Raw genomic sequence first — 23,409 nt, forward strand, 5'->3', positions numbered from 1 at the left:
GTCCGACCGAAACTTTCGAATGTCCGCGGCGGTGGCGGCAGTCGCCGGTGTGCTGCTGATGTCCGGATCGGCGCAAGCGCATACGGGAACCGGACTGCCCGGGGGATTCGGTTCGGGGTTTTGGCATCCCCTGAACGGGGCTGACCATCTGCTGGCAATGGTGTCGGTGGGCCTTTGGGGCGCGTTCCTGGGGCGCCCTCTCATCTATCTGCTGCCGGTGATCTTCCCAACGGTCATGGCAGTCGGCGCCGTGCTCGGCATGGTCGGGTTGCCGGCACCACCGGTGGAGATCGGCATCGCGCTATCGGTTCTGGTGCTCGGGAGTTGCATCGCCCTGGCCATCAGGGCTCCCGTATGGGCCGCGGCCATCATCGTGGCTGCTTTTGCGCTGTTCCATGGCTACGCCCATGGCAGGGAGCTGCCGTCGGCGGCCGATCCCGTCGCCTACAGCGCAGGCTTCGTCCTCGCGACCGGCCTGTTGCACGTAGCGGGCATCGGCATCGGCGCGCTGAATGCTTATCGCTGGGGTAGTATCGCGGTACGCCTGGTGGGCGGTCTTATCGCCGCTGCCGGCTTGTGGTTTCTCCAAGCGGCGGTGAGCGTGTGAGGGGCGGAGCACTCCCTCCAGCCCTGCTGCTGGCGGCGCTGGCTCTCGCGCTCGCCTTTGCCACGCCGCGCGTTCGGATCGTCAGCCTCATTGCGTTGGCCATCACGCTTGGCGCGCTGTCGCAACTGGAGCTTCCGCGCGGCTGGTTGGAGATCGCCTTTCTCGGGTGCTGGGCAAGCACCGTGGTGAATGCCGCCGCTGTGCACTTGCCCGGCGGTGTTGGGTGGCGTAGCGGGCTCGCCCTCTCGCTCAACTCGGGGGTGTGGGTCACCGCGGTGGTCCGGCTCGCCGGCACGCCATCGGACCTGCCAAAGGCGTGCTTGATGTTGATCGTGCTGATACCCGCCGGCTGGCTGGTCGCTCGGCGGGCCCCGATCGCCGTCAAGGTCGGGTCGAGCTGGCTCATCGCCATCGCCATCTTGTGCGCCACGCTGCCGTTCCTCCCCGTTACACCGGGCTACTTGCCCGATCATCTCGAATAGGGCAGCCATGAACCTTGATCATCCCAAGCGCTCCATTCGAAGCCGACGCCGACGCGCGCGCTTGGCGCTCGCAATCGTGCTGTGCTGCGGTGGCGCGCCGGTTAATGCCCATGACTTCTGGGTCCAGCCAAGCGCGTTTTGGCTGTCGCCCACGGCCATTACGACCATGACGCTGCAGGTGGGACACGGTCCTGCCCGCCAGCGTTCACCGATCACGCTTCGCCGCATCATACGATACGAAGCGTTTGCTCCAGATGGGTCCAGGGCCGATCTCAAAGAGCGATTGCAATTGGGCGCGCCGTCAGCAGATGGATCCTTCGTCTTCCAGAAGCCCGGTGCCCATGTAATCGTCTTCCAGACGGACGATCGCGCCCAAGTGCACCTCCCGTTCATCAGATTCAACGATTACATCAAAGCCGAAGGATTGACGCCGGCGATAGACCTACGGGTTCGGCTCAATCGGATGGACCGCGACGGATCGGAGAATTACAGCCGGTGCGCGAAGTCGATCGTGCAGGTGGGGGGCGCAGTTGCGGGTAACCAGTCGCAGGCCACCCGTATCCTAGGCTTGCCCCTCGAGATCGTACCGGATCGCAGCCCCTATGCGCTGCCACGATCTACCACGCTTCCCGTGCGCGTTCTTTATCTCGGGCGGCCGCTGGTGGGCGCGTTGGTGAAGCTGACGCGCCTGGAGGACGACGCCGTGCCGTTCGAGATGCACCGCACGGATCGCGCGGGACGCGCCACCTTCGCCATGCCGTCCGGTGGGACTTGGTTGCTGAATGTCATTTGGACCAGGGTCCAGCCGAGCTCGGCCGAGACCGATTTCGACACGACGTTTTCCAGCCTGAGCTTCGGTTTTTCACCGAACCGGGCAGTTCGGACTCCCTAGCCATGGCGCAGCTTGAGCCTCGGAAGCGCCAGCTGCCGTGTGCAAGCTACGTTGCTGTTTCAGCCGGCGCATGGTCACGAAAGACGTCATTCATGGCCCCGAAATCCTCCGGTGGCCGGGTGCGGGCCAGATAGAGCTGAAACGGGTGCGAGTAAGCATCGTGACGTCGCGGCCACCATACGCTTTGCACGCCGGGGCTATGGTAATACATGCGGACCATATTTTCCCAACCGTGCCATTGAGACGGCTCCAGAATCCCAGCCTCGCGCTGGTACCACGCATTCTCCGCGAGCTTGAAATAGGAGAACAGGAAGTAATGCGCGATGATCCGCTGCTCGCGGCTCGACGCGTTCCAATCCTGAGTTACAATCGCCAAGGCTTCGCCCAGGGCCGGCGCTTCCATCCCCGGAATATTGAGGCAGGCGATCGACGTAGAAAGCGAGTCGATGACCGCTAGTTTTTGAAAGCGCACGCTTTGCCGAACCTGGCGTCCGACGAAGAACAGCGAACCCAGCACCCCGAGTGCCGCAATTACCTGGCCGAGGCTGGCAGCGTCTTGCAGCGACATTTTGGTCTCCTCGTCCAGGCCCGTCTTGGCCTTTAGAATGTCAGCTCGCTCTTCAGCCCGGCCACGCCCACGCCGCGTGCTGGCATCTCCACCGGCGTGGTGGACCCATTGGAGGTTGGGGCGAAGCTGCAGGTAGCGAAGAGGCCGGAAGCCATAATGGAGTTCGAGCTCGAGTTCCGGAGGCTTGGCCGGGTCGTCCCGCGAGCAACTCCGCTCGGGCCAAGCGGCCGTTTATGTGGGTTCGGGCTATGCCGAACCCCAGTTCGCCGCTCGGCACGCCGGCGATCAGCCCCTTCATAAAACATGCCCGCGGCAACCTGATTGTCGATTAACGAGGTGCGGCGGTCGGTCTGCACCACATTGAGAAATACCGTGACGCCGGAGACGCTGGCGCCGTCGACTGAACGACCCTTGAGTTGCTGTTGAGCGCTTGCCCACAAACCGTAGGACGAGGTGCGCTCGATCTGCGAAAGGTCGGATGGCGGCGTAGGGCGTAGCTCGCCTGTCACCACGCCGACCATAGGCGAGGTGCTTATCCAGCCGCCGACCCGGTGTGCACCGACGCGCCCGCCATTGCCCCCGGTGCGCAGCCCAATCTCCGCTGGAATGAGCACGCCGGTCGCGCCGCCATGTCCGAGCGTGAACTTGCTGGAGAGGTTGCGGGGGTTCTCCTCATAGACCGCGACCTGGATGAACTTCTTCCCGAGATCACCACGGACCCGCCCGCCCCACTGGCCGATCGGCCAGCTATACCAATAATCGCCAGCGACGTTTCCGGGCTGCGACCCGCAGAAGCTCAGATTCTGGAACGTGCAGGAAAAGACCCCGAAGTCCTCCCCGGGCGACGTCCTGCCTGCCTTGGGGCGGATCGCACCGCGAAATGCGGCGACCTCGTACCAGATCTGGGTCAGTCGCCAGGTCTGGCCGCCGCCGTAAATCTCCTGGGTTTCCTGCAAGGTGCCGAGCCGAGCGACTTGGGTCAAGCTGTCGACCGCGGCGATAGGTGATGGTCGCCTGCACTTGGCCGGGCGCGACCTGAAGACGCCGATCGGCGTCGATCTGGGCGCCGACATTGAACCCCCCGGTCTCATCGACTTTCTGGCGTCGCCCACCCGTGTAGTTCCACGCCGCTTCCGAGATATAGTGGCTGCTGACAATGATGCCCTCGCTTGCGAGGAGGGGCTTCGAACCAAGCCAGTCGCCGCCCAATCCGAGTGGCTCGCCAACTTGGTTCGGCGCCGAAGGTGGCCCGGCCGCCGACCCGTCATCCTCGGCATCCGTAGCGATCCCAGTCGTACCAGCTGATTGTCCGCGAGCCGCTCCGGCAAACACGACGGGCGCCAGAAACGTAAATACCGTGATCATCTTTATTGCGCGAGTCACTCGCCCTCCGTCGGAGATCAAGACCTTCTTCAGGATCGGAGATCGCAGTGAATGCTAATAAAGGCTACGCTTCGAGAGGGTATTCTGAGATCCAATACCAAGGTGTGATTGTACGTCGTTCGATCGACCCAATTCTTGAGATCGGGTTTTCGGTAAAAGAACGGAGCGAACGATGGCATTCAAAAGTACGATGAACCTCGCGCTCGCGGGGCTAGGTTGCCGATGGCGGTGAGTCCAGTGGCCGCGAGATCGGCGGCCGGCGTCGGCACCGTCTCCGATACCAAGCCTGCGGATAGTGAGCAGTTCCGTATCACGCATGTCACCCCGGCCTATTGGCAAGTGACGATCAATCGGCCGCCCTTCAATATCTTTGGGCCCGACGCGGTACCGGAACTAGCGCGCGTTCTGACGCAGATCGAGCGGGATCCAAAACTCGATATGTACGCCGCTCGCTGATGCTGGTGACCGCGCTCGCGCCGGTGATCGGCTACGACAAGGCGTCGGCGATCGCGCACTACGCATTGGAGCACGACCTGACGTTGAAGGAGGGTGCGCTGCAGCTCGGCCATGTCGACGAGGCGACGTTTGAGCCCGTGATCGATCCGGCAAAGATGGTCAGGCCTTACGTGGCCAACGAAGCCGATCGGAGCATTTCGGCCATCAACAGCATCTGACAACCGCGAGTACATGGAGCAAAACGATGAATGCACCATCCAGGACGACTGCGTCGGCGCCGGAGCACCTCACAGGTTACGATCTGCTGCGCAATCCGCGTCTGAACAAAGGCACCTCGTTCACGCAAACAGAACGCCGCGCCTTGGGCCTCGAAGGTCTGCTGCCGCCCGCCGTGCTGTCAACCGAACTGCAGGTGGCGCGCCGCCACGACGAGATCTCCAGCCTCGATGACGATCTGCAGAAATATCTTGTGCTCTCGGACCTGCAGGCGCGTAACGAGACGCTCTATTACGCCGTCCTGATGTCGGATCCGGCGGCCTATATGCCGATCGTGTACACTCCCACGGTCGGCGAGGCGTGCCAGAAATTCGGCCATATTTTTCGCCAGCCGCGCGGCATCTATCTGCCGATCAGCGCGCGCGGCCGCGTGAAGGAGCTGCTTTCCAACTGGCCCGACAAGGACGTGCGCTTCCTTGTCGTGACCGACGGCGAGCGCATCCTCGGGCTCGGGGATCTTGGCGCCGGCGGCATGGGCATTCCAATTGGGAAACTCTCTCTGTGCACGGCCTGCGCCGGCGTGCCGCCGCAAAACTGCCTGCCCGTCGTCCTCGACGTCGGCACGAACAACCAGGCTCTACTCGACGACCCACTCTACTTGGGACTGCGGCAGGGCCGCGTTCGCGGTGACGAATACATGGCGTTCGTCGAGGAATTTGTCGCAGCGGTACAGCAGCTCTACCCGAAATGCTGCATTCAATGGGAAGACTTTGGGAACATCAATGCCGTGCCCATCCTCGAGCGTTACCGGAATGAGATCTGCACGTTCAATGACGACATTCAGGGCACTGCGGGGGTCGCGCTCGCTGGAATTCTGGCCTCCTTGCGCATCACAAAACAGAAGATCACCGATCAGCGGTTCCTGTTTCTCGGTGCAGGCTCCGCGGCGACCGGGATCGCGGAGCTGATCAGTCAGGCCATGGCTGGAGCCGGGATGGACATAGATGAGGCAAGGCGTCGCAACGCTCTCTTCGATCTCAATGGTCTGCTCGTCACGTCGCGCAAGGATGTTGCTGACTTTCAGCGCCCATTCGTGCAGGACCGGTCGCCGATCTCGACATTCCTTGAGGCGGTCAGGACCCTGAAGCCCACGGGCATCATCGGGGTCAGCGGGGTGCCGAAGCTGTTCACCCGTGAGGTGATCGAAACCATGGCGGAGCTCAATCGACGGCCGATCATCTTTCCCTACTCCAATCCGACCTCGCGCTCCGAAGCCACGGCGGAGGAAGTCTATCGCTGGTCCGACGGTCGCGCCATCTTTGCCAGCGGCAGCCCGTTTCCCCCGGTGGAGCTCGACGGCCGGAAACTCGTCCCAAACCAGGGCAACAACGTTTACATCTTCCCCGCAATGGCTATGGCGATCTTCGCCACCGAGGCCAAGCGCGTCACTGAGGACATGTTCCTCACCGCCGCGCAGGCAATCGCCGAGCAGGTCAGCGAGGAGAACCTCGCGGCAGGGCTCATCTACCCTCCGCGCGAGCGGATTTTCAGCGCCTCGCTGCATGTGGCCGAGCGGGTTGCGGCTCGCATCTTCGAACAGGGGCTGGCGCGGGTACCGCAGCCGGACGATGTCGGCGCGCTGATCCGCTCGAGCGTCTACCGCCCGGTCTACCCAGTGTGAGGCGCGGACACAGGTGGCCGTTGTCCGTGAGGGCTTTGCAGCGACAGCGGCCGCGGCTGTGCTCCATCGCGCCAATCCCGCGGCACTCGACCACTGCCTGTTGGCCTATGTCTCCGCGCCCGAGCCAGGCCATCGTCAACTCGCGGAGAAGATCGGCCTGACACCGCTCTTCGATCTTGGGATGGGCGAGGGGGAGGGCACCGGCGCCGCGCTCGCCGCCGGCATGGTCAAGGCGGCTGGGCTCATCCATTCAGGCATGCTCGCAGCGCTGCCAGCATGACGCCGCCCACCGACCTGACGGGGATGCTGATCCCGTTGCGCGGAGCACCTTCGCACGCTCGCCGCTATGGCGCTGCACAGGGATGATCAATGCCGCAGCACTGCCTTTTCCGCTGCTGGCCTTCGCCGTCGAACCGGTCGGTGTCGGTCAGGCCAGCGAGCCATTGATTTGCGACGAAATAATGCCCTAGTTGGAGCGGTGACGGTACTTTTCAAGGCGGTCTGGGCACGCCGTCGAACGCCGCAAAGTGCAAAATGGCGTGTGATTGGTCTCGATAGTTGGTGAAACCTGAAAATATTTTTCGCAGCGATTTTCCCTTTAAAATCAAAAGCGTAATTTTTTGACGGTCTTGATGTCGGAGTTTACTCGACGCTGAAAGATATTTGACAGTGATTTCAATGAGTTATATGCTGTTTGAACAATCGAGTGGGAGTGAGGGACTGACAGCGGCAGCGTAAAAACTGCAACCCTCTCGCTCTGCCCTATCGCTCTCCTTTTTCACTCCGCGTTAGATGCCGCCCATCGCTTCCTGTGCTCCTTCCTGACTGTTTTGCTGATCTGATGCATCATTGCCTCGGAAGTAAATCCCGTTCAGCCTCGCAGAGAGCTCTGGCGTACCAAGGCGTGCAAATCGGCGGGTCAGAAAGGCACGAGCCGGATACGTGCCCAGTCGACTTCGCAGCACCCGGCCGCTCGTTTAACGCGACCATAAGTAATATCGGGATTCGAATGAGAATTTCATGACGAACGGAAAAAGCGGAAACGGCGAGGCCCGTCGGACGAGACAGAATGGCAACGGAGAAAAGGTAGGCGACAACCCCGTTGTACCTGCAGCCGTCACAACTGTCCGGCGAGAGCCAGGTCAAGCTCGGCGAAATCTGGCCGATTGGCTGCCGCCTTGGCGCGTTAGCCCGGTGCGCTGATCAAGGCGTAGCCGGCAACATTGTTCGCTGGCCTGGCATTGGGATCACTTAAGTCGTCAGTTGCGGAGGTCGTCGACAAGTCCGCAAGTTCAGCCATGCCTTCGGCGATCATGATCAGCGCATAGCCGATTTCGTGGATTGCCCTTTGCTCACGGTGGGGAGAGCGAACCGGCATTCCGGACTCTCAACAGAGCTCATCAAAGCGATATCGGCGGCTCGGCACCCGGGTACTAAAATCTGGCTATGACCGAGATCTGGCTGGAGGGCATCTGCGTCACGCCGATAAAGCTCCACGATCGGGGCGAATTGAGACAGGGCGCCCATTCGCTAACAAATGTTCGCCGCACGGAAGACTTCAAGGGAATCTTCAGGCCGTGATTGGGTCCGCCCGGGTCGGAGCACGGCGGTGACCGCGTTGGTGGGCGAGTATGGGACGTTGTCTCGCAGCCAGTGGACGACATCCCTAACCTCTGCGGAGCAGGCGCGGCCCTGCATCGTCGGCTGGAGCGATGGTGTCCACAAAGGCCAATCAATTCTCGATGATGACGGCCATGGCATCGAGAACATACCCATCCATGCCACCGTGGCAAAGACTGGCGACGAGATCGTCGTTGACCTCTCCGAAAGCGACGATCAGGTCATCTGGATCGTCAACTCCTTCTCGCCAATGTTGTGGGTGGTGCGGACGCGTTCTAGCGCCGGCCTGGTTAGGTCTAGCCTAAGCCGAACTACTGAAAATCATAATTTGTGCGGCGCACCCAGCGTGCTTTGCTCCACCGTCGGCTGAAAGAGAAACAAGAAAAGAACGTCAGGCGACATGCTTCGGCGATGCGTCCGGCGCAGATTTCGTTTGGGCTGGGATACGCCTGACCTCAGAAAAAGACAGGGGAACGTGATGACGACAATAATCTCGAAGTTTCGCCACGCCGCGCTTGCCGCCGGCATTGCCCTGAGCGCCCTTTCGGTGAGCCTCCACGCCGAAGCCGGCAGCTTGAAGCTGGGCATGACGACCTGGGTCGGATACGGCCCGCTCTTCCTTGCGCGTGACATGGGCTACTTCAAGGAAGGCGGCCTCGATGTCTCGCTCGAAATCATCGAGGAAGCATCGATGTACATGGCGGCCGTCGCCGCCGGCGAGCTCGACGGCAGCGCCTCGACCATAGACGAAATCATGAAGTACCGTTCCAAGGATGTCTGCTTTAAATCGGTCTATGCCCTGGACGACAGCCATGGCGGCGACGGCGTTCTGGCGCCCAGCCAGCTCAAGAGCGTCGCCGATCTCAAGGGCATGGAGGTTGGGCTGAACGAAGGCTCGGTGTCCCAGTTCTGGTTCAACATCCTGCTCAAGCAGGCCGGTCTCAGCCAGGCTGACGTGAAGGTCACCAACATGACGGCCGATGACGCTGCCGCCGCCTTCATGGCCGATCGCATTCCTGTTGCCGTCACCTGGGAGCCGCATCTGACGCTGGCCAAGAAGGCAAACAAGGGACAGGTCCTGATCGACTCCTCGAAGACGCCGGGCCTGATCGTCGATGTGGTGGCGCTGAATTGCGACTACATCACGAAGAACCCTGGCGATGTCGAGGCGCTGGTGAAGGGGCTCTACAAGGCCAACGAGTTGATCAAGGAAAATCCCGAAAAGGCTTACGAGGTGATGGCCAAGGGTGTCGGCGGCTGGCTGAAGGATCCGAAGGACTTCGCCTCCTCCGCCGCGGGCGTGAACTTCTACGGCAAGGCGCGCAATGCCGAATTTTTCGCCGGCGGCGAGAGCGGTGAAGCCGGCAAGCTGATCAAGCTGGGCGGCGACGTCTGGGGCGGCTTCGGCAAGCTCAAGATGGACATCAAATACGACGACCTGGTCGATCCGTCTTTCCTTACGAAGTGATCTGGCCTTGTAAAGTGAGTTCGCTGGACCGCAGGCCGAGCCTCGCGCCTGCGGTCCTAGCCGCCCAAAGGGTTCCCCTGTGACATTGGCACCGAATGCAACGTCTCCCATCAGCCATATCGTGACCACGAGCGTGGAAACAAATCAGCCCGGTCGATCCGCCTGGAAAGCTGTCACCACGCCTTTTCGGGCCGTGTCGCGCCCTCTCTCCATCACGCTCAGCGTCTTGGTCTGGGGCGCGGTCATCGGTGGCTGGTTCGCTTTGACCTATTCCGGAGCGGTCAAGGAAATGTTCCTGCCGCGCCCCGAATCCGTATTGTCCACCACCATCAGCATGGCGCTTGACGGGTCCTTGTGGGAGCACGTCCTGGCCAGCGTCCAGGTGGTGCTGATCGGTTTCGTCATTTCGAGCATCGTGGCGGTACCGCTCGGATTGACGATGGGCACCTACCGCATCGTCCAGGCCGCGCTCGATCCGCTCGTCAATTTCATTCGCTATCTGCCGGTGACGTCCTTCGTGCCGCTGTTCATCCTGTGGATCGGCATCGGCATCGAGCAGCGTGTGGCCGTCATCATCTTCGGCATCTTCTTCCAGCAGCTGGTGATGATCGCCGACAGCGCCCGCAGCGTTCAGCGCGACCTCGTCAACGCAGCCTATACGCTCGGCACGAAACGCGGCGACACGGTCTTCCACATCGTCTTTCCGGCCACGCTTCCGAACGTGCTCGACGTGCTGCGCGTCACCATGGGCTGGGCCTGGACCTACCTCGTCGTTGCCGAACTCGTCGCCGCGCGCAGCGGACTTGGCTACATCTCGCTCAAGGCAATGCGCGGTTTCCAGGTCGACGTGATCTTCATGGCCATCGCCATGATCGGCATCCTTGGGCTTTGCACCGACCAATTGTTCCGGGGCATCCGCCGCCTCGTCGCTCCCTGGACCAATTGAGGAGCTCGCTGACATGGACGCCCTGACACTCGCGACGAAACCGAAGAGCTCCGACATCGCCATCGACAATGTGGTCCTGCGCTACGGCAAGGGCGACAACGCCGTGCTGGCGCTGGACGGCATCTCCTTCCATGTCGTGCCCAATGAGTTCTGCGTGATCGTCGGTCCATCCGGCTGCGGCAAGTCGAGCCTGCTCTATCTCGTCGCCGGCCTCGAGGAGCGCACCGGCGGCATGATCTCGGTCGGCGGCAAGCCGGTTACCGAGCCGGGTCCGGATCGCGGCATGGTGTTTCAGGCCTACACGCTGTTCCCCTGGCTGACGGTGGCGCAGAACGTCGAATACGGTCCGAAGCGCAAGGGCATGTCGGCGGCTGAGCGCAGGGCCATCGTCGAGCATTTTCTCCATGAGGTCGGCCTGGCAAAATTCGCCAACCATTATCCCTCGCAGCTGTCGGGCGGCATGAAGCAGCGCGTGGCGATTGCGCGTGCGCTCGCGAACGATCCGCAGGTGCTGCTGATGGACGAACCCTTCGGAGCGCTCGACAGCCAGACCCGCCACTCAATGCAGAAGCTTCTGCTGAGGATCTGGGACCATTCCAAGAAAACGGTCCTGTTCGTCACGCATGACATTGACGAGGCGATACTGCTGGCGGACCGGGTGCTCGTCATGTCCGGCCGGCCCGGCCAGATCAAGAAGGAAATCCGCGTCAGCCTCCCGCGTCCACGCAGCATGGATCTGGTCATGGAGCCGAACTTCATCGCCATGAAGCGGGAAATCCTCGATCTCTTGAAGAACGACGAAGACGAAGAGCACTAATGCATGTCGCCCAAAAGTGACCTCGGTTTTGGGAAGACGACATGCATGAAGCAAAGACCGGCAGTCTTCGGGGTGGATCACGAAACAGGCATGGCATGAGCATCGCGACCGCGGAATTCGACTACATCGTCATTGGAGCGGGCTCGGCCGGTTGTGTCCTGGCCAACAGGCTGAGCGCCAACCCCGCCAGCCGCGTCTGTCTCATCGAGGCCGGCGGCAGCGACGACCGCACCCGGGTGCGCGTACCAGCCGGCATCCTCTCGCTCTACGGCAATCCGACTTTCGACTACGGCTACAAAGGCGTGCCGCAGCCGCTGCTCAACAACCGCCGCATACCGGTCAACCGGGGCAAGCTTCTTGGCGGGTCGAGTTCGATCAATTCCATGGTCTACATTCGCGGCGCCGCGCAGGACTACGACGAGTGGGCAGCGCTTGGCTGCGCGGGGTGGTCCTATGCCGACGTGCTGCCGGTCTTCAAGAAACTGGAGCGGAACCTCCTGTCACAAAACCCGGCCTATCATGGCTACGAGGGCGAACTGCTGGTTGACAATCCGCGTGATCCCAACGCCGTATCCAGCCTCTGGGTAGAGGCGGGTCGGGGCGTGGGCCTGCCCGAAAACCGCGACTTCAACGGCGATGGCCAACTCGGCCTCGGCATCTACAATGTCACCCAGAACAGGGGGGAACGGTTCTCGGCCTACACCGCCTTCGTCCGGCCGGTTCTGAGCCGCCCGAACCTCCAGGTCCTGTCAGGTGTCGAGGTGCTTGATCTGGCAGTCGAAAGCGGGCGCGTCACTGGCGTCAATGTGATCAAGGACGGATCAGCCCAAAGGCTGACATGCCGCGCCGAAATCGTGCTCAGCGCAGGCGCGATCGGATCACCGCGCATCCTGCTTGCTTCTGGCATCGGCCCGGCCGACGAACTGAAGGCGGCAGGGGTAGAACCGGTGATGAACGTGCCGGGCGTCGGCAAGAATTTGCGCGACCATGTCGACGGCATGATCACGCTGCGATCGAACAGCACCAGGACGCTCGGCCTGTCGCTCGCCAATCTGCCGGCGATGCTGGCGGCGCCCTTTCAGTATTTCGTCCGGCGCAAGGGCATGCTGACGACCAATTACGTCGAGGCCGGCGGCTTCGCCAAGACGAAATATGCCGGCAGTGTTCCCGATGTCCAATTCCACTTTGTCCCCGGCTACCGCAGCCATCGCGGCCGGCTTGTCGAATATGGCCACGGCTATGCCGTGCACACCTGCGTGCTGAGACCCGGAAGCGTCGGCGAAATCACGCTCGAGCGCGACGGCACCCGCCGCAACGTGCTGATCGATCACCGCTTCTTCAGTGACGATCAGGATGCACTGACCCTTGTCGAAGGCATCAAGCTGGCGCGCTCGATCCTGGCTTCGCCGGTCTTTGCCGATATTCGCGGACCGGAAATCCTGCCGGGACCGGATGTCGTCACCGACGACGAGATCCTCGCCTATCTGCGTGCCGAAGCCCTGACCGTCTATCATCCGGTCGGCACGGCCAAGATGGGCAACGACACCATGGCGGTGGTCGATCCCGCCGGTCTCAAGGTGCGCGGCTTCGACAATCTGCGCGTGGCGGACGCCTCGATCATGCCGACGCTGATCGGCGGCAACACCAATGCGCCGTCCATGATGATCGGCGAAAAGGCGGCGAGGGCGATGCTGTCGTAGCATTCCCCGGGGGCATGGCGGCTCGCCGAACTCCGGATTGCACGAGAGACGGAGCGATCGCGGGACGTTTTCTTCCAGCGTCCGATTCAGCGAGCGCTTGCATTGTAGGGGGCGCGAAGCGTGACCTGCCGGCGTCCCGCCAAGCCGATGCCAACGGAGACTTCCGCGGCCCTGCCGATCTCGGCGGCATGGTGCGTCAGTATCCGAAGTGTCTCGGACGCGTCTTCCTCGGTCAGTTTGCTTTTTGCGCCGCGCAGCCCCTGCCCACGCCGAAATTCGGCGGGGCTGCAGCCGAAGCGGGCTCTGAACTTGTTGTAGAAGACCGCCGGGTTGCCGAAACTGTTGCGCTCCATGATCACGCTGATCGTATGGTCGGTGATGCGAAGTTCATGCGCGGCGGTGTCCAGCCGCTGGTTCTGGCAATAGTCGCGATAGCCTATCCCCAGATGACGTTTGAACAGGCGCGAAATGTGGCTGAGCGTCAGACCTTCGGTAGCCGCGATCTCGCTCAGGGATTGATTGTCCTGCTGTTCCCCGACCGTGTCCATGATCTTGAGTATTCGATTACGGCTGGCGGAGCGGAGCTGAGCCGCGCCCCCATCGGGCTTTTCCCAGGGGATCGCGCGGTAGACGAAACAGGCGAGGAGATTGGCGATTGTGTCTCGAACCATCATCTCCTCAGGATGCCCGGTCTGGTCGAGGACCAGCCGCGCCATCAGCGCTTTCATGGGAGCGATCCTGTTCATGAAAGAACGGCCGTGCAGGAAGGTGCGGCACAGATAATGCCGGGACGAAAAGCCGGGCAAACCCAGCCGCTCGAAATATGCGGCGTCGAGATGCACGCCGCAGATCAGCGCATCGCGTGAGACCGACGTGGAGTTGTGCGGCACGTCCGAGTTGATGACGATCACGTCGTCCTGGTTCATCTCGCAGACCTGTCCATCAACCACCAGTCGAAACCGGCCGCGCAGCACAAGAAGTATCTCCATCTCGCGATGCCAGTGATACGGAACGTCTATGGCGCCGTGGACGAAGGCCCAAAAGTGCCGTGTCGCCGTGGGGGCATGGCTTTCAAAGCCGGCATCCTGTTTGCCGCGCAGCTCACCGGGCCGCAAATAGGCGATGTTCATCTCTCGTCCTCCGTGAAGGCATCGCTCAGTAAGCATCAAAAACTGTCGTACTTCCAGTACAAGTTTCGCGGCTAGATTTGCGCCCCGCCGGATGTCATCAAATCGTCGTCCTGGAAGAGATCGGACGCCCAGGCGGTGCCCGGCAATTCGCGGGCGGCGAGCCTGCGGCGCATGGCAAAGCGGATGAAACGTGCATGAGCTGGAATGTTTCCGATAAGCAACTCAATGCCCTCGTCGCGGAAATGACCGTCGAAGAGAAAGTCGCTGCGGTCAGCGGTCACGGGCTGTGGCGCACCGCGGCCAACTATCGCCTCAACATCCCCGAATTGCTGATGACGGACGGAACCTATGGGGTGCGCTATTCGATCGATCAGATCGACGGCATGCAGGATGGCGACGGGCAACTCGCCGCGTTCCTCGGTGTCGTCAACACGGATCTTTCGACGGGCGTCGAAAGCGCATTCGGTTCCACCCGTCCGGCAACCTGCTTTCCGAACGGCTCTTCACTGGCGTGCTCGTGGGACGTTGGTCTGGCCTATGATCTCGGTCAGGCGCTGGCTGCCGAATGTCAGGCCTTCGGCGTCAACATTCTGCTCGGTCCCGGCATCAACATCCGCCGCACGCCGCTCGCCGGCCGAAGCTACGAATATTATTCCGAAGATCCCGTGCTGAGCGGCGAGATTGCCGCGGCCGTCATCAACGGTTTGCAGCAGAACGGCGTCGGGGCCTCGCTGAAGCACTTCGCCTGCAACAATTCGGAAGTCCAGCGCACGACGATGAGCTCCGTCGTCGACGAGCGCGCCTTGCGCGAGATCTATCTCGCGGGCTTTGAGCGGGCCATCCGCAAGGGCAATCCCTGGACGGTGATGAGTTCCTACAACCGGCTGAACGATGTCCAGGCGGCGGAGAACCATTGGCTGCTGACCGAGGTGCTGCGCGACGAGTGGGGTTACGACGGCGTTGTCGTTTCCGACTGGCACGGGATCAAGGATCGTCCCGCCTCGATCAATGCCGGCAACGATCTCGACATGCCGGAAAGCGGCGCGCGCAAGCAGGACTTGATCGACGCGGTCAAGGACGGCCGGGTGCCGATGGAAGCGCTCGACCGATCTTGTCTGCGCGTACTCAAGCTTGTTCGCACGGCACGCAACGCCATCAGGCCGAACGCCGAGGCCGACTTCAACAAACACCACGCGCTTTCGCGGCGCATGGCGGCGGAATCGATCGTGCTTCTGAAAAACGAGATGGCGATCCTGCCGCTCGACGCGGCGAAGGTCGGCAAGATCGCAGTGGTCGGCGCGGCTGCCGCCGAGCCGGTCATCCAGGGGTCCGGCTGCGCGACGACACGTCCGACCGAAGTGGATATTCCGCTGGATGAAATCCGCAGGCTTGCTCCCGGAGCCACGGTCAGCTTCCATGCCGTTGCCGATTTCGAAGCCGGCAGCGCGTCCGAACAATCGGCTCTCGCGGCCATCGATGCGGCCGATGTGGTGCTGTTCTTCGGCAATACCGAGGTCGGCTACGATGGCGAAGGCTCCGACCGCACCCATCTCGACCTTCACGCCGGCCAGGACGAGCTGATCGGGCGTCTCGGCAAACGCAATGGCAGGATCGTCGTCATCCTGTTTGCTCCGGATGCGGTCGCCATGCCGTGGATCGACAGCGTTCAGGCTGTGGTTGCTGCCTTCTTCGGCGGGCAGGGCGTGGGCAAGGCCATTGCCGATGTCCTGTTCGGCAGGCAAAACCCCTGCGGCAAACTGACAGTGACATTCCCGGTCCAGATGGAGGACATTCCCGGCTATCTCAGCTATCCGGGCGAGAATGGCCGCCATGTCTACAGCGAAGGCCTCCATGTCGGCTACCGCCACTATGACAAGCGCAAGCTTGCCCCCCTGTTTCCGTTCGGCTTCGGTCTCAGCTATTCGACGTTCGAGTATTCCAACATCGCCACCAGCGCCGACCGCATCGATGGTTCGGGCACGATCCGCATAACCTTCGACATCACGAACACCGGCAGTGTCGCCGGCAAGGAAATCGTCCAGCTCTACGCGCGGCCGCACAGTCCCCGGCTGATGCGGCCGATCCGCGAACTCAAGGGCTTTGCCATGGTCGAACTGCAACCCGGCGAGACCAAACGCGTCGAGGTGACGGTCGAGAGCAGCGACCTGCGCTACTACGACCCTGCCTATCGGCAATGGCTCCTCGATGCGGGCCAGATAGACTTCGAGATCGGAGCATCCTCACGCGACATCCGTCTCGAGAAGACGGTCATGGTGGACGCGCCGGCGTTGCCGTCCACGATCCTCGACGTGGAGAGCCAACCTTTCCTCGTGCTGGAGCGGGACTTCGCCCGCCGCCGCTTCCGCGACTTCCTCAAGGCGCAACTCGATCTCGACGACGAAGAGGCGGCAAAGATGATGGAGTACTGCGCCAGCTCCTTCCTGGGGATCTACAAGACCGTGTCCTGGGTGGCCGGCGAGAAGATCTCCAAAGCCACGATGGCGGCATTTCTCGACGGTCTCAACAAGGAGATCGGGAGACAGTCAGCAAGGCAGCATGACGTGATGACGGCGCCGTTCGAAGCTGACCGAACACGGTGACCGAACCGCCGCCCCGGACGTCCCGGGGCTTGAGATCAACAAAGCATCAGGGGAACTGAGATGAACTTAAGACGCTTTACTTTCACTCTATCCGCACTCGGCCTGCTCGCCGGTTCCAATGCCGCGCTGGCGCAAACCGTCGACGTGCAGCACTACTGGACGAGCTCCAGCGAATCCAAGGCGATGAACACGGTGGCCAACGCCTTCAAGTCGAAGGGCGGCAAGTGGATCGACAGCCCATCGGCCGACTTCGACGCGGCCCTTGCCGCCGCCACCAGCCGCATTGCCGGCGGTGAACCGCCCTCCGCCATCCTGATGACGCCGAACTCCGCCTTGCGCGACCTCGCCGGTTCCGGCCAGCTTCGCGACTTTGACGATCTCGCCGCCAAGGAAGGCTGGCAGACGGTGATGTCGCCGCTGGTGTGGAGCAAGCTCAATGTGGGTGACCACCTCGTTGCGCTGCCCGTCGGCATCCATGCGCAGAACTGGGTCTGGTACTCCAAGCCCCTCCTGGACGAACTCAAGATCGAGCAGCCCAAGACCTTCGACGACCTCTTCGCGGCGGCCGACAAGATCAAGGCATCCGGCCGCATCGGCATAGCCGTCGGCGGCGAGCCCTGGCAGGAGGTCGGCATCCTGTTCAGCTCGATCCTTGCGATCGGCGGCCCCGACTATTGGAACGAGCTGATCGTGAAGCGCTCGCCCGAGGCGCTCAAGTCGCCGATCCTGGCGAAGGCTTTCGAAACCTTCCGCAAGGTATCGACCTATGCCGACCCCGCCAGCCCGGGCCGTTCCTGGAACGACACCACCAACCTTGTCGTCACCGGCAAGGCCGGCTTCCAGTTCATGGGCGACTGGGCACGCGGCGAGTTTCTGGCCGCCGGCAAGGTTGCCGGCAAGGATTTCGGCTGCTTCCTCACGCCCGGCGAAAAACCGAGCTACGCGATCCTGATCGACGTCTTCGCCTTCCCGGTGAACAAGGATGAGGACCGCATCAAGGGCCAGACCCTGCTTGCCCAGTCGGTCATGGACCCCGCGGTGGAGGAGCAGATCGCCGAGGTCAAGGGCTCGGTGCCGTCCCGCACCGACGTGGATACGACCAAGCTCGACGTCTGTGCGCAGCTCGGCGCCAAGACGCTCGCCACGCCGGGTGCTGCGGTGCAGGCCGCCTATGATGCGCTGGCAGGCGACCTGAATGGACAGGTGACCGACCTTGCCACCCAGTTCTGGACCGACAAGTCCATGACGACGCAAGCGGCGGTCGAGAGCTTCTCGAAAATCCTGCAGAGCGAATAGTAAGGTGAGCCGGGCCGCGATCTTGCGGCCCGGCACCCCGCTGCAATCGGGGAATGGAAGATCCTGAGAGGAATGGGTTTGTTTGTGAGCGCGATCCCGCCATCAAGCCGCGGTCTGGAGGCAGAATGAGGGCCTGGCTGCATCGGCAGAGTTTCAAGCCGGATGTCACGGTTGCCGTGTTCTTCGGCGTCGTCACCATATTCTTTTACGGGTCGATCCTCTGGACCTTCTATATGTCGATGACGCGCTCGACGCTGATGCCCAGCTACGAACTGATCGGCTTCGATCAGTACGTCAAGCTGTTCACCAATTATCGCTGGCTCGTGTCATGCATGAACATGGTGATCTTCGGTGTCCTGTTCATCATCGGAACCCTTTGTTTCGGCGCGCTACTCGCCATCTTCGCGGATCGCCGCATCCAGGCTGAATCGCTGTTTCGGACCATCTTTCTCTACCCGCTTGCCGTGTCGCTGATCGTAACCGGACTGTCCTGGCGATGGGTGCTCGACCCGGTAAACGGCTTGCAAGGCCTCATGCGAAGCGCGGGATGGGAAAGCTTCACTTTCGACTGGCTGACCAACCCCGACCGAGCCATCTACACGCTCGTCATTGCCAGCATCTGGCATTCGACGGGCCTCGTCATGGTCATCATCCTGGCCGGCTTGCGCGGCGTCGACAATGATCTGTGGAGAGCGATCCGCATGGAAGGCGTTCCGCTCTGGCGCGCCTATCTGCAGGTGATCTTTCCCGGGATGCGGCCGGTGATTGCATCCTGCGTCGTGCTGCTCATGTCGGAAGTGATCCGCGGCTACGATCTGGTCATCGCCATGACCAAGGGCGGGCCCGGCATTGCCACCGAAATGCCGGCAAAGTTCGCCGTCGATTTCTACTTCGCCCGCGTCAATCTGGGCCTGGCTTCGGCGGCGTCGATCGTCATGCTGCTGATCTCGCTGGTGATGCTGACGCCCTATTTCTACAGCGAATTCAGGAAGCGCATATGAGCCGCGCCGTTCAAGTCGACAGACCGGTGTTCGGGCTGCGCGTCGCGCGCTTCGGCCTCTATGCGTTTCTCATCATGTCGGCGGCGTTCTTCCTGCTGCCTTTGCTTTTGATAATCAGCAACTCGCTCAAGCCCCTGGAGGAGATCCGGCAAGGCAATCTCCTCGCTCTGCCGGTCAGGCCGACCTTCGATGCCTGGATCACGGCCTGGAAAAGCGCCTGCACCGGGCTCGAATGCGGCGGGGTTCGGCCCGGGCTGTGGAATTCGATCAAGATCGCGGTGCCGAGCGTTGCCATCTCAACCCTGGTGGGTGCGCTGAATGGCTACGCCCTGGCGCAGTGGAAATCGCGCCGCGCCAATTTGATCATGTTGCTGGTCACCATAGGCTTGTTCATCCCCTATCAGGCCATGCTCTACCCCACGGTCAAGATCCTGAGCAGTATGGGCCTGTTCCGCACCTATGCCGGCATCGTCCTGGTGCATGTGGTCTACGGCCTGCCCTATACGACGCTTTTGTTCCGCAATTTCTATGTCGGGGTGCCCGACGAGATCAGCCGCGCGGCCCGCATGGAGGGCGCCAGTTTCCTGAGGACATTCTGGTCGGTCATCCTGCCGATTTCGACCAACATCCTCGTCGTTGTGGCGATCCTGCAATTCACCGGCATATGGAACGACTATCTGCTCGGCCTGATCTTTGCCGGCAACGACAATCTGCCGATGACGGTGCAGCTGACGAACATCGTCAACAATGCCCGTGGCTCGGTATCGCCCAACGTCAACATGGCCGCCGCCGTCATCACCGCTATTCCGACGCTGGTCGTCTACTTTCTTTCAGGTCGTTATTTCGTGCGCGGCATCGCCGCCGGCGCGGTCAAGGGATAAAATGTCAAGCGTATCGATCCGCCAGATCAGAAAATCCTTCGCCGGCCTTACGGTGCTGGACTCCGTCGACATGGAGATCGCGCCGGGCGAGTTCGTGGTCATTCTCGGCTCTTCGGGTTGCGGCAAATCCACCTTGCTCAACGTCATCGCCGGTCTGGACGATTGCGACTCCGGCCAGATCCTTATCGGCGATGTCGACGTAAGCCACCTGGAACCCAGCCAACGCGGTCTGGCGATGGTGTTCCAGTCCTATGCGCTGTTTCCGGCCATGACGGTACGGCGCAACCTGTCCTTCGGCATGGAAATTGCCGGCACGCCGAAGGCGACGATCGCCGAAAAGGTCGCATGGGCCGCCAGGCTCCTGCAAATCGAAGCGCTGCTCGACCGCAAGCCAAGCCAGCTTTCAGGTGGCCAGCGTCAGCGTGTGGCGATCGGACGGGCCCTGGTCCGCTCCTCCAGCATCTGCCTGTTCGACGAACCGCTTTCCAATCTCGATGCCAAGCTGCGCGCGGAGACGCGGGTGGAGCTGAAGCAGCTCCACGAGACGCTGAAGTCGACGATGATCTACGTGACGCATGATCAGATCGAAGCCATGACCATGGCTGACCGCGTGGCGGTCATGCACAAGGGCAAGGTGGAGCAGTTCGCCGAGCCGCAGACAGTCTACGAAAAACCGGCCAGCCTGTTCGTCGCCGGTTTCATAGGCTCTCCGGCGATGAACTTCCTCAAGGGGACTCTGGAAGGGACGCTGCGGTTCAAGACACACGATGTCTGCCTCGATGCGTCGTCTTACGGTTTCGCGGCCGGGCCGACGGCGGCAGAGGTCATATTGGGAATCCGCTGCGAGGATGTTGATGTCGTCGAGCGCGGCACGCCAGACAGCATTCCCGCGACGCTCGCCTTCACGGAACTTCTGGGTGCGGACGCGCTCGGCTGGTTCGACTGCCTCGGCCAGCGGTTCAGCGTGAAGCTGACCGTCGATGCGGCCCGGGCCATGCAAAGGGACGTTGGCTTTCGGTTCAACATGTCCAAGGCATCGTTCTTCTTGGCAGCGACGGAGCGCCGGCTATGACAGCGTCGCTTTGTTCGCGGCCCTGCCGCTCTCGTTCCACAGTGATTTCCGGAGACGTCAAATGATCAGTGAGAAATTCAAGGCCGGCGATTTCAGGGCGCTTGTCGCGGAGATGACGGACGAGGAGAAAGTCTCGCTGCTCGCCGGTCATCGCATGTGGAAGACACAGGCCATCGAACGACTGGGCATCCCGCACATGGTGATGACCGATGGCACCTACGGCGTGCGCTACTCCATCCCGCAGATCGACGATGATCAGGCCGGTGGCATGGATTTCGCGGCGTTCCTTTCGGTGGTGAACCAGCGCGCGGACCATGTGCAGACCGCGTGGGGGCAGATGAAGCCAGCCACCTGTTTTCCGAACGGGACCAGCCTGGCCTGTTCCTGGGACGTCGATCTCGCGCACCGGCTGGGCGAGGCGCTGGCCCGGGAGTGCCAGGAATTCGGCGTGCATCTGCTGCTGGGACCCGGGATCAACATCCGCCGCACGCCGCTTGGCGGGCGCTCCTACGAGTATTACGCGGAAGATCCGATATTGACCGGCGATTTTGCCGCCGGCGTCATCAGCGGTCTTCAGGAAAACGGTGTCGGCGCTTCGTTAAAACACTTCGCCTGCAACAATTCGGAGGTCGAGCGTACCACGATGGATTCGATCGTGGAGGAAAGGGCGCTTCGCGAAATCTATCTCAAAGGCTTTGAGCGGGCGATCCGTCAGAGCGAGCCATGGACGGTGATGAGCTCCTATAACCGGCTCAACGGCGTTCAGGCCGCTGAAAATTCCTGGCTGCTCACCAAGGTGCTGCGCGAGGAATGGGGGTATGACGGGCTCGTCGTTTCCGATTGGCACGGCGTCAAGGACAGGCCGGCCTCGCTGATCGCCGGCAACGATCTGGACATGCCGGAAAGTGAAACCCGCAAGGCCGATCTTCTGGCGGCGATCGAAGCGGGCGATGTCGATCGGGCGCCCGTCGACCGCGCCTGCGAGCGCGTTCTCGAACTGGTCCGCAAGGCCAGGCAAGGAGAAAACCGGACAGTGACGTTCGATCGGGCGCAGCACCACGCGCTTGCCCGCCGACTGGCTGCGGACTCCATGGTCCTCCTGAAAAACGACGGCGGCCTCCTGCCGATTTCGCAAACCAAGGTCAAACGGATCGCGATCGTGGGCGAGGGGGCCGCGGCTCCCGTCATCCAGGGTTCGGGCTGTGCGACGACGACGCCGACATCCAAGGACGTGCCCGTGGACGAGATCCGCAAGCTTGCCGGCAGCGATATATCGATCGATGTCTTTCAGGGAACGAGCGAGATCGCGTCCGAGTGCGAGGTATTGGTCAACGAGGCAGTGCAGGGTGTGGCCGGCGCCGATATCGTGCTGGTCTTCGTGAACACGGAAAATGGTTATGACGGCGAAGGGTCCGATCGCCGCTCGCTCGGCCTTGCGCCAGGTCATGACGCGCTGGTGGAGCGGCTTGCCCGCGCCAATCCGAACATTGTCGTCATCATATCGAGCCCCGACGCGGTCGCCATGCCCTGGATCGGGAAGGTGCCGGCAGTCATTGAGATGTTCTTTTCCGGTCAAGCGACAGGCGGTGCCGTCGCCGACATCCTGTTTGGCCGCGTCAACCCGTCGGGCAAGCTGACGACCACTTTCCCGAAGCGCATGGAGGACATGCCGACCTATCTCACCTATCCCGGCGAAAACGGGCGGCACGTCTACAGCGAGGGCATTTTCGTGGGCTACCGCTGGTACGATGCGCGTGGCATCGAGCCGCTTTTTCCGTTCGGCTTCGGGCTGAGCTACACCGAGTTCGCCTATTCGAATCTGGCGCTTGACCGCACCATCCTGCGGACCGGCGAGAAGGTCGCGGTCAGCTTTGCCGTAACCAACACCGGAAAGGTCGGCGGCAAGGAGATCTGTCAGGTCTATGCGCGTTACGGGCGGCCGAGGCTGACGCGTCCCGTGCGCGAGCTGAAGGGCTTTGCCAAAGTCGAGTTGAAGCCAGGTGAGAGCCGAACGGTGACGGTGGACATCGCGGCACAGGATCTTTGTGCCTACGATACCGCGCTTCAAGCCTGGGTGCTCGACAATGACGCAGTCACCATCGAGGTGGCGTCGTCATCACGCGATATCCGTCTCAGCACCGAATTGCAGACGGTCTCCGCCGTCGCGGTTCACCGGCGCATCGAGCGGGATACGCAACCGATCTTCATTCTGGAAAACCCGGCCGCTCGCCGCAAGTTCAACCGCTTTCTCCAGAAACAGCTCGACATTTCTCCGGAAGATGCCGATCGCATGCTGGAACACTGCACGAACTCGTTCGTCGGCATCTTCACGACCTTCGATCGGCGTTTCCGCCGCACCTTCCCGAAAGCCGACATCGAGGCGCTTCTTGCCGAGATCAATCAGGAAGCGGATCAGCAGCAGCGTCGCGCCGCCTGATCGCCCGGCGGCCGAAGCTTCCTGGCCTGCCGTTCCATCGCGCCCACATCGGGTGCGATGGGGCGGTGCGTCGCGGTTCGCGCTCGGCATGTCCGGGCGTCTCTCTTGGCATTTAGGGACAAGCTAACCACTGCCACGTGAAATCGTAATTTTCGC

General features: G+C 61.9%; 22 protein-coding genes and 1 pseudogene. 19 read left to right on the top strand and 4 right to left on the bottom strand.

Translation table 11 applies throughout. The features are described from left to right. Positions 1–19 precede the first annotated feature (19 nt). Genes B5V02_RS31505 through B5V02_RS31515 form a run of 3 tightly spaced genes read left to right on the top strand, consistent with a single transcriptional unit; the run spans position 20 to position 1,981 of the window. Complete coding sequence (locus B5V02_RS31505) at positions 20–607, top strand: HupE/UreJ family protein (RefSeq protein ID WP_111547904.1); 588 nt, start codon at positions 20–22, stop codon at positions 605–607. Beyond that, positions 604–1,089, top strand: coding sequence for a hypothetical protein (locus B5V02_RS31510; RefSeq protein WP_111547905.1), 486 nt, complete (start codon positions 604–606; stop codon positions 1,087–1,089). Before B5V02_RS31505 ends, B5V02_RS31510 begins: the two co-directional genes overlap by 4 nt. A 7-nt stretch (positions 1,090–1,096) precedes the next feature. Further along, on the top strand, positions 1,097–1,981 hold the full coding sequence (locus B5V02_RS31515) for a DUF4198 domain-containing protein (protein WP_111547906.1): 885 nt from the start codon (positions 1,097–1,099) through the stop codon (positions 1,979–1,981). A 46-nt stretch (positions 1,982–2,027) separates the two neighbouring features. Here B5V02_RS31515 and B5V02_RS31520 read toward each other — a convergent pair whose 3' ends face one another. Then, a complete protein-coding gene (locus B5V02_RS31520; protein WP_111547907.1) occupies positions 2,028–2,549 on the bottom strand; it encodes a hypothetical protein in 522 nt (173 codons plus the stop codon). A 32-nt stretch (positions 2,550–2,581) separates the two neighbouring features. Further along, positions 2,582–3,532 (bottom strand): carbohydrate porin, encoded by a 951-nt coding sequence (locus tag B5V02_RS31525; RefSeq protein ID WP_167458747.1) that lies wholly within the window; start codon positions 3,530–3,532, stop codon positions 2,582–2,584. 637 nt (positions 3,533–4,169) lie between these two features. Between B5V02_RS31525 and B5V02_RS31530 the strand changes: the two genes are divergently transcribed. From B5V02_RS31530 to B5V02_RS31545, 4 genes and pseudogenes are all read left to right on the top strand, one after another. After that, a complete protein-coding gene (locus B5V02_RS31530; protein WP_146606188.1) occupies positions 4,170–4,388 on the top strand; it encodes a hypothetical protein in 219 nt (72 codons plus the stop codon). After that, a pseudogene (locus B5V02_RS31535) lies at positions 4,370–4,606 on the top strand (hypothetical protein); the annotation flags it as partial. The gene B5V02_RS31530 and the pseudogene B5V02_RS31535, both read left to right, overlap by 19 nt. 26 nt (positions 4,607–4,632) lie before the next feature. Beyond that, positions 4,633–6,285, top strand: a complete 1,653-nt coding sequence (locus B5V02_RS31540; protein WP_111547911.1) for an NAD-dependent malic enzyme — start codon at positions 4,633–4,635, stop codon at positions 6,283–6,285. Between the two features lie 13 nt (positions 6,286–6,298). Further along, positions 6,299–6,565, top strand: a complete 267-nt coding sequence (locus tag B5V02_RS31545) for a nicotinate-nucleotide--dimethylbenzimidazole phosphoribosyltransferase (RefSeq protein ID WP_111547912.1) — start codon at positions 6,299–6,301, stop codon at positions 6,563–6,565. 906 nt (positions 6,566–7,471) lie between these two features. On the opposite strand, the gene B5V02_RS31550 is transcribed toward B5V02_RS31545, so the two are convergent. Continuing rightward, positions 7,472–7,663 (bottom strand): hypothetical protein, encoded by a 192-nt coding sequence (locus tag B5V02_RS31550; protein WP_111547913.1) that lies wholly within the window; start codon positions 7,661–7,663, stop codon positions 7,472–7,474. A gap of 231 nt (positions 7,664–7,894) precedes the next feature. Here B5V02_RS31550 and B5V02_RS31555 point away from each other — a divergent pair, with 231 nt between their 5' ends. The 5 genes from B5V02_RS31555 (at position 7,895) to B5V02_RS31575 (ending at position 12,836) form a co-directional block, all read left to right on the top strand. Continuing rightward, positions 7,895–8,275, top strand: a complete 381-nt coding sequence (locus B5V02_RS31555) for a hydantoinase B/oxoprolinase family protein (RefSeq protein WP_167458748.1) — start codon at positions 7,895–7,897, stop codon at positions 8,273–8,275. Positions 8,276–8,383: 108 nt separating this feature from the next. Next, complete coding sequence (locus B5V02_RS31560) at positions 8,384–9,373, top strand: ABC transporter substrate-binding protein (protein WP_111547915.1); 990 nt, start codon at positions 8,384–8,386, stop codon at positions 9,371–9,373. Positions 9,374–9,566: 193 nt separating this feature from the next. Continuing rightward, entirely contained in the window at positions 9,567–10,319 is a 753-nt protein-coding gene (locus B5V02_RS31565; protein WP_245446326.1) for an ABC transporter permease, read from the top strand. Positions 10,320–10,332: 13 nt separating this feature from the next. Then, entirely contained in the window at positions 10,333–11,136 is an 804-nt protein-coding gene (locus B5V02_RS31570; RefSeq protein ID WP_027024762.1) for an ABC transporter ATP-binding protein, read from the top strand. A gap of 95 nt (positions 11,137–11,231) precedes the next feature. After that, a complete protein-coding gene (locus tag B5V02_RS31575) occupies positions 11,232–12,836 on the top strand; it encodes a GMC family oxidoreductase (RefSeq protein ID WP_111547917.1) in 1,605 nt (534 codons plus the stop codon). 86 nt (positions 12,837–12,922) lie between these two features. On the opposite strand, the gene B5V02_RS31580 is transcribed toward B5V02_RS31575, so the two are convergent. Then, entirely contained in the window at positions 12,923–13,966 is a 1,044-nt protein-coding gene (locus B5V02_RS31580) for a helix-turn-helix transcriptional regulator (protein WP_167458749.1), read from the bottom strand. On the opposite strand from B5V02_RS31580, the gene B5V02_RS40900 reads away from it, so the two are divergent. From B5V02_RS40900 to B5V02_RS31610, 7 genes are all read left to right on the top strand, one after another. Then, on the top strand, positions 13,901–14,041 hold the full coding sequence (locus B5V02_RS40900; RefSeq protein WP_167458743.1) for a hypothetical protein: 141 nt from the start codon (positions 13,901–13,903) through the stop codon (positions 14,039–14,041). The two genes, B5V02_RS31580 and B5V02_RS40900, sit on opposite strands and share 66 nt — an antisense overlap. Before the next feature lie 119 nt (positions 14,042–14,160). Continuing rightward, a complete protein-coding gene (locus B5V02_RS31585; protein ID WP_111547919.1) occupies positions 14,161–16,566 on the top strand; it encodes a beta-glucosidase in 2,406 nt (801 codons plus the stop codon). A gap of 60 nt (positions 16,567–16,626) precedes the next feature. Then, positions 16,627–17,862, top strand: coding sequence for an ABC transporter substrate-binding protein (locus B5V02_RS31590; protein ID WP_111547920.1), 1,236 nt, complete (start codon positions 16,627–16,629; stop codon positions 17,860–17,862). A 125-nt stretch (positions 17,863–17,987) separates the two neighbouring features. Further along, positions 17,988–18,863 (top strand): carbohydrate ABC transporter permease, encoded by an 876-nt coding sequence (locus B5V02_RS31595; protein ID WP_111547921.1) that lies wholly within the window; start codon positions 17,988–17,990, stop codon positions 18,861–18,863. Next, entirely contained in the window at positions 18,860–19,744 is an 885-nt protein-coding gene (locus tag B5V02_RS31600; protein WP_111547922.1) for a carbohydrate ABC transporter permease, read from the top strand. Before B5V02_RS31595 ends, B5V02_RS31600 begins: the two co-directional genes overlap by 4 nt. Before the next feature lies 1 nt (position 19,745). Then, positions 19,746–20,816, top strand: coding sequence for an ABC transporter ATP-binding protein (locus B5V02_RS31605; RefSeq protein WP_111547923.1), 1,071 nt, complete (start codon positions 19,746–19,748; stop codon positions 20,814–20,816). Positions 20,817–20,877: 61 nt separating this feature from the next. Then, positions 20,878–23,253 carry a beta-glucosidase family protein gene (locus B5V02_RS31610; protein WP_111547924.1) on the top strand — a complete coding sequence of 792 codons (2,376 nt, stop codon included), beginning with the start codon at positions 20,878–20,880 and terminating at the stop codon, positions 23,251–23,253. The last annotated feature ends 156 nt before the right edge of the window (positions 23,254–23,409 follow it).

This window comes from Mesorhizobium kowhaii, from assembly GCF_003253745.1.
GTDB lineage: Bacteria > Pseudomonadota > Alphaproteobacteria > Rhizobiales > Rhizobiaceae > Mesorhizobium > Mesorhizobium kowhaii.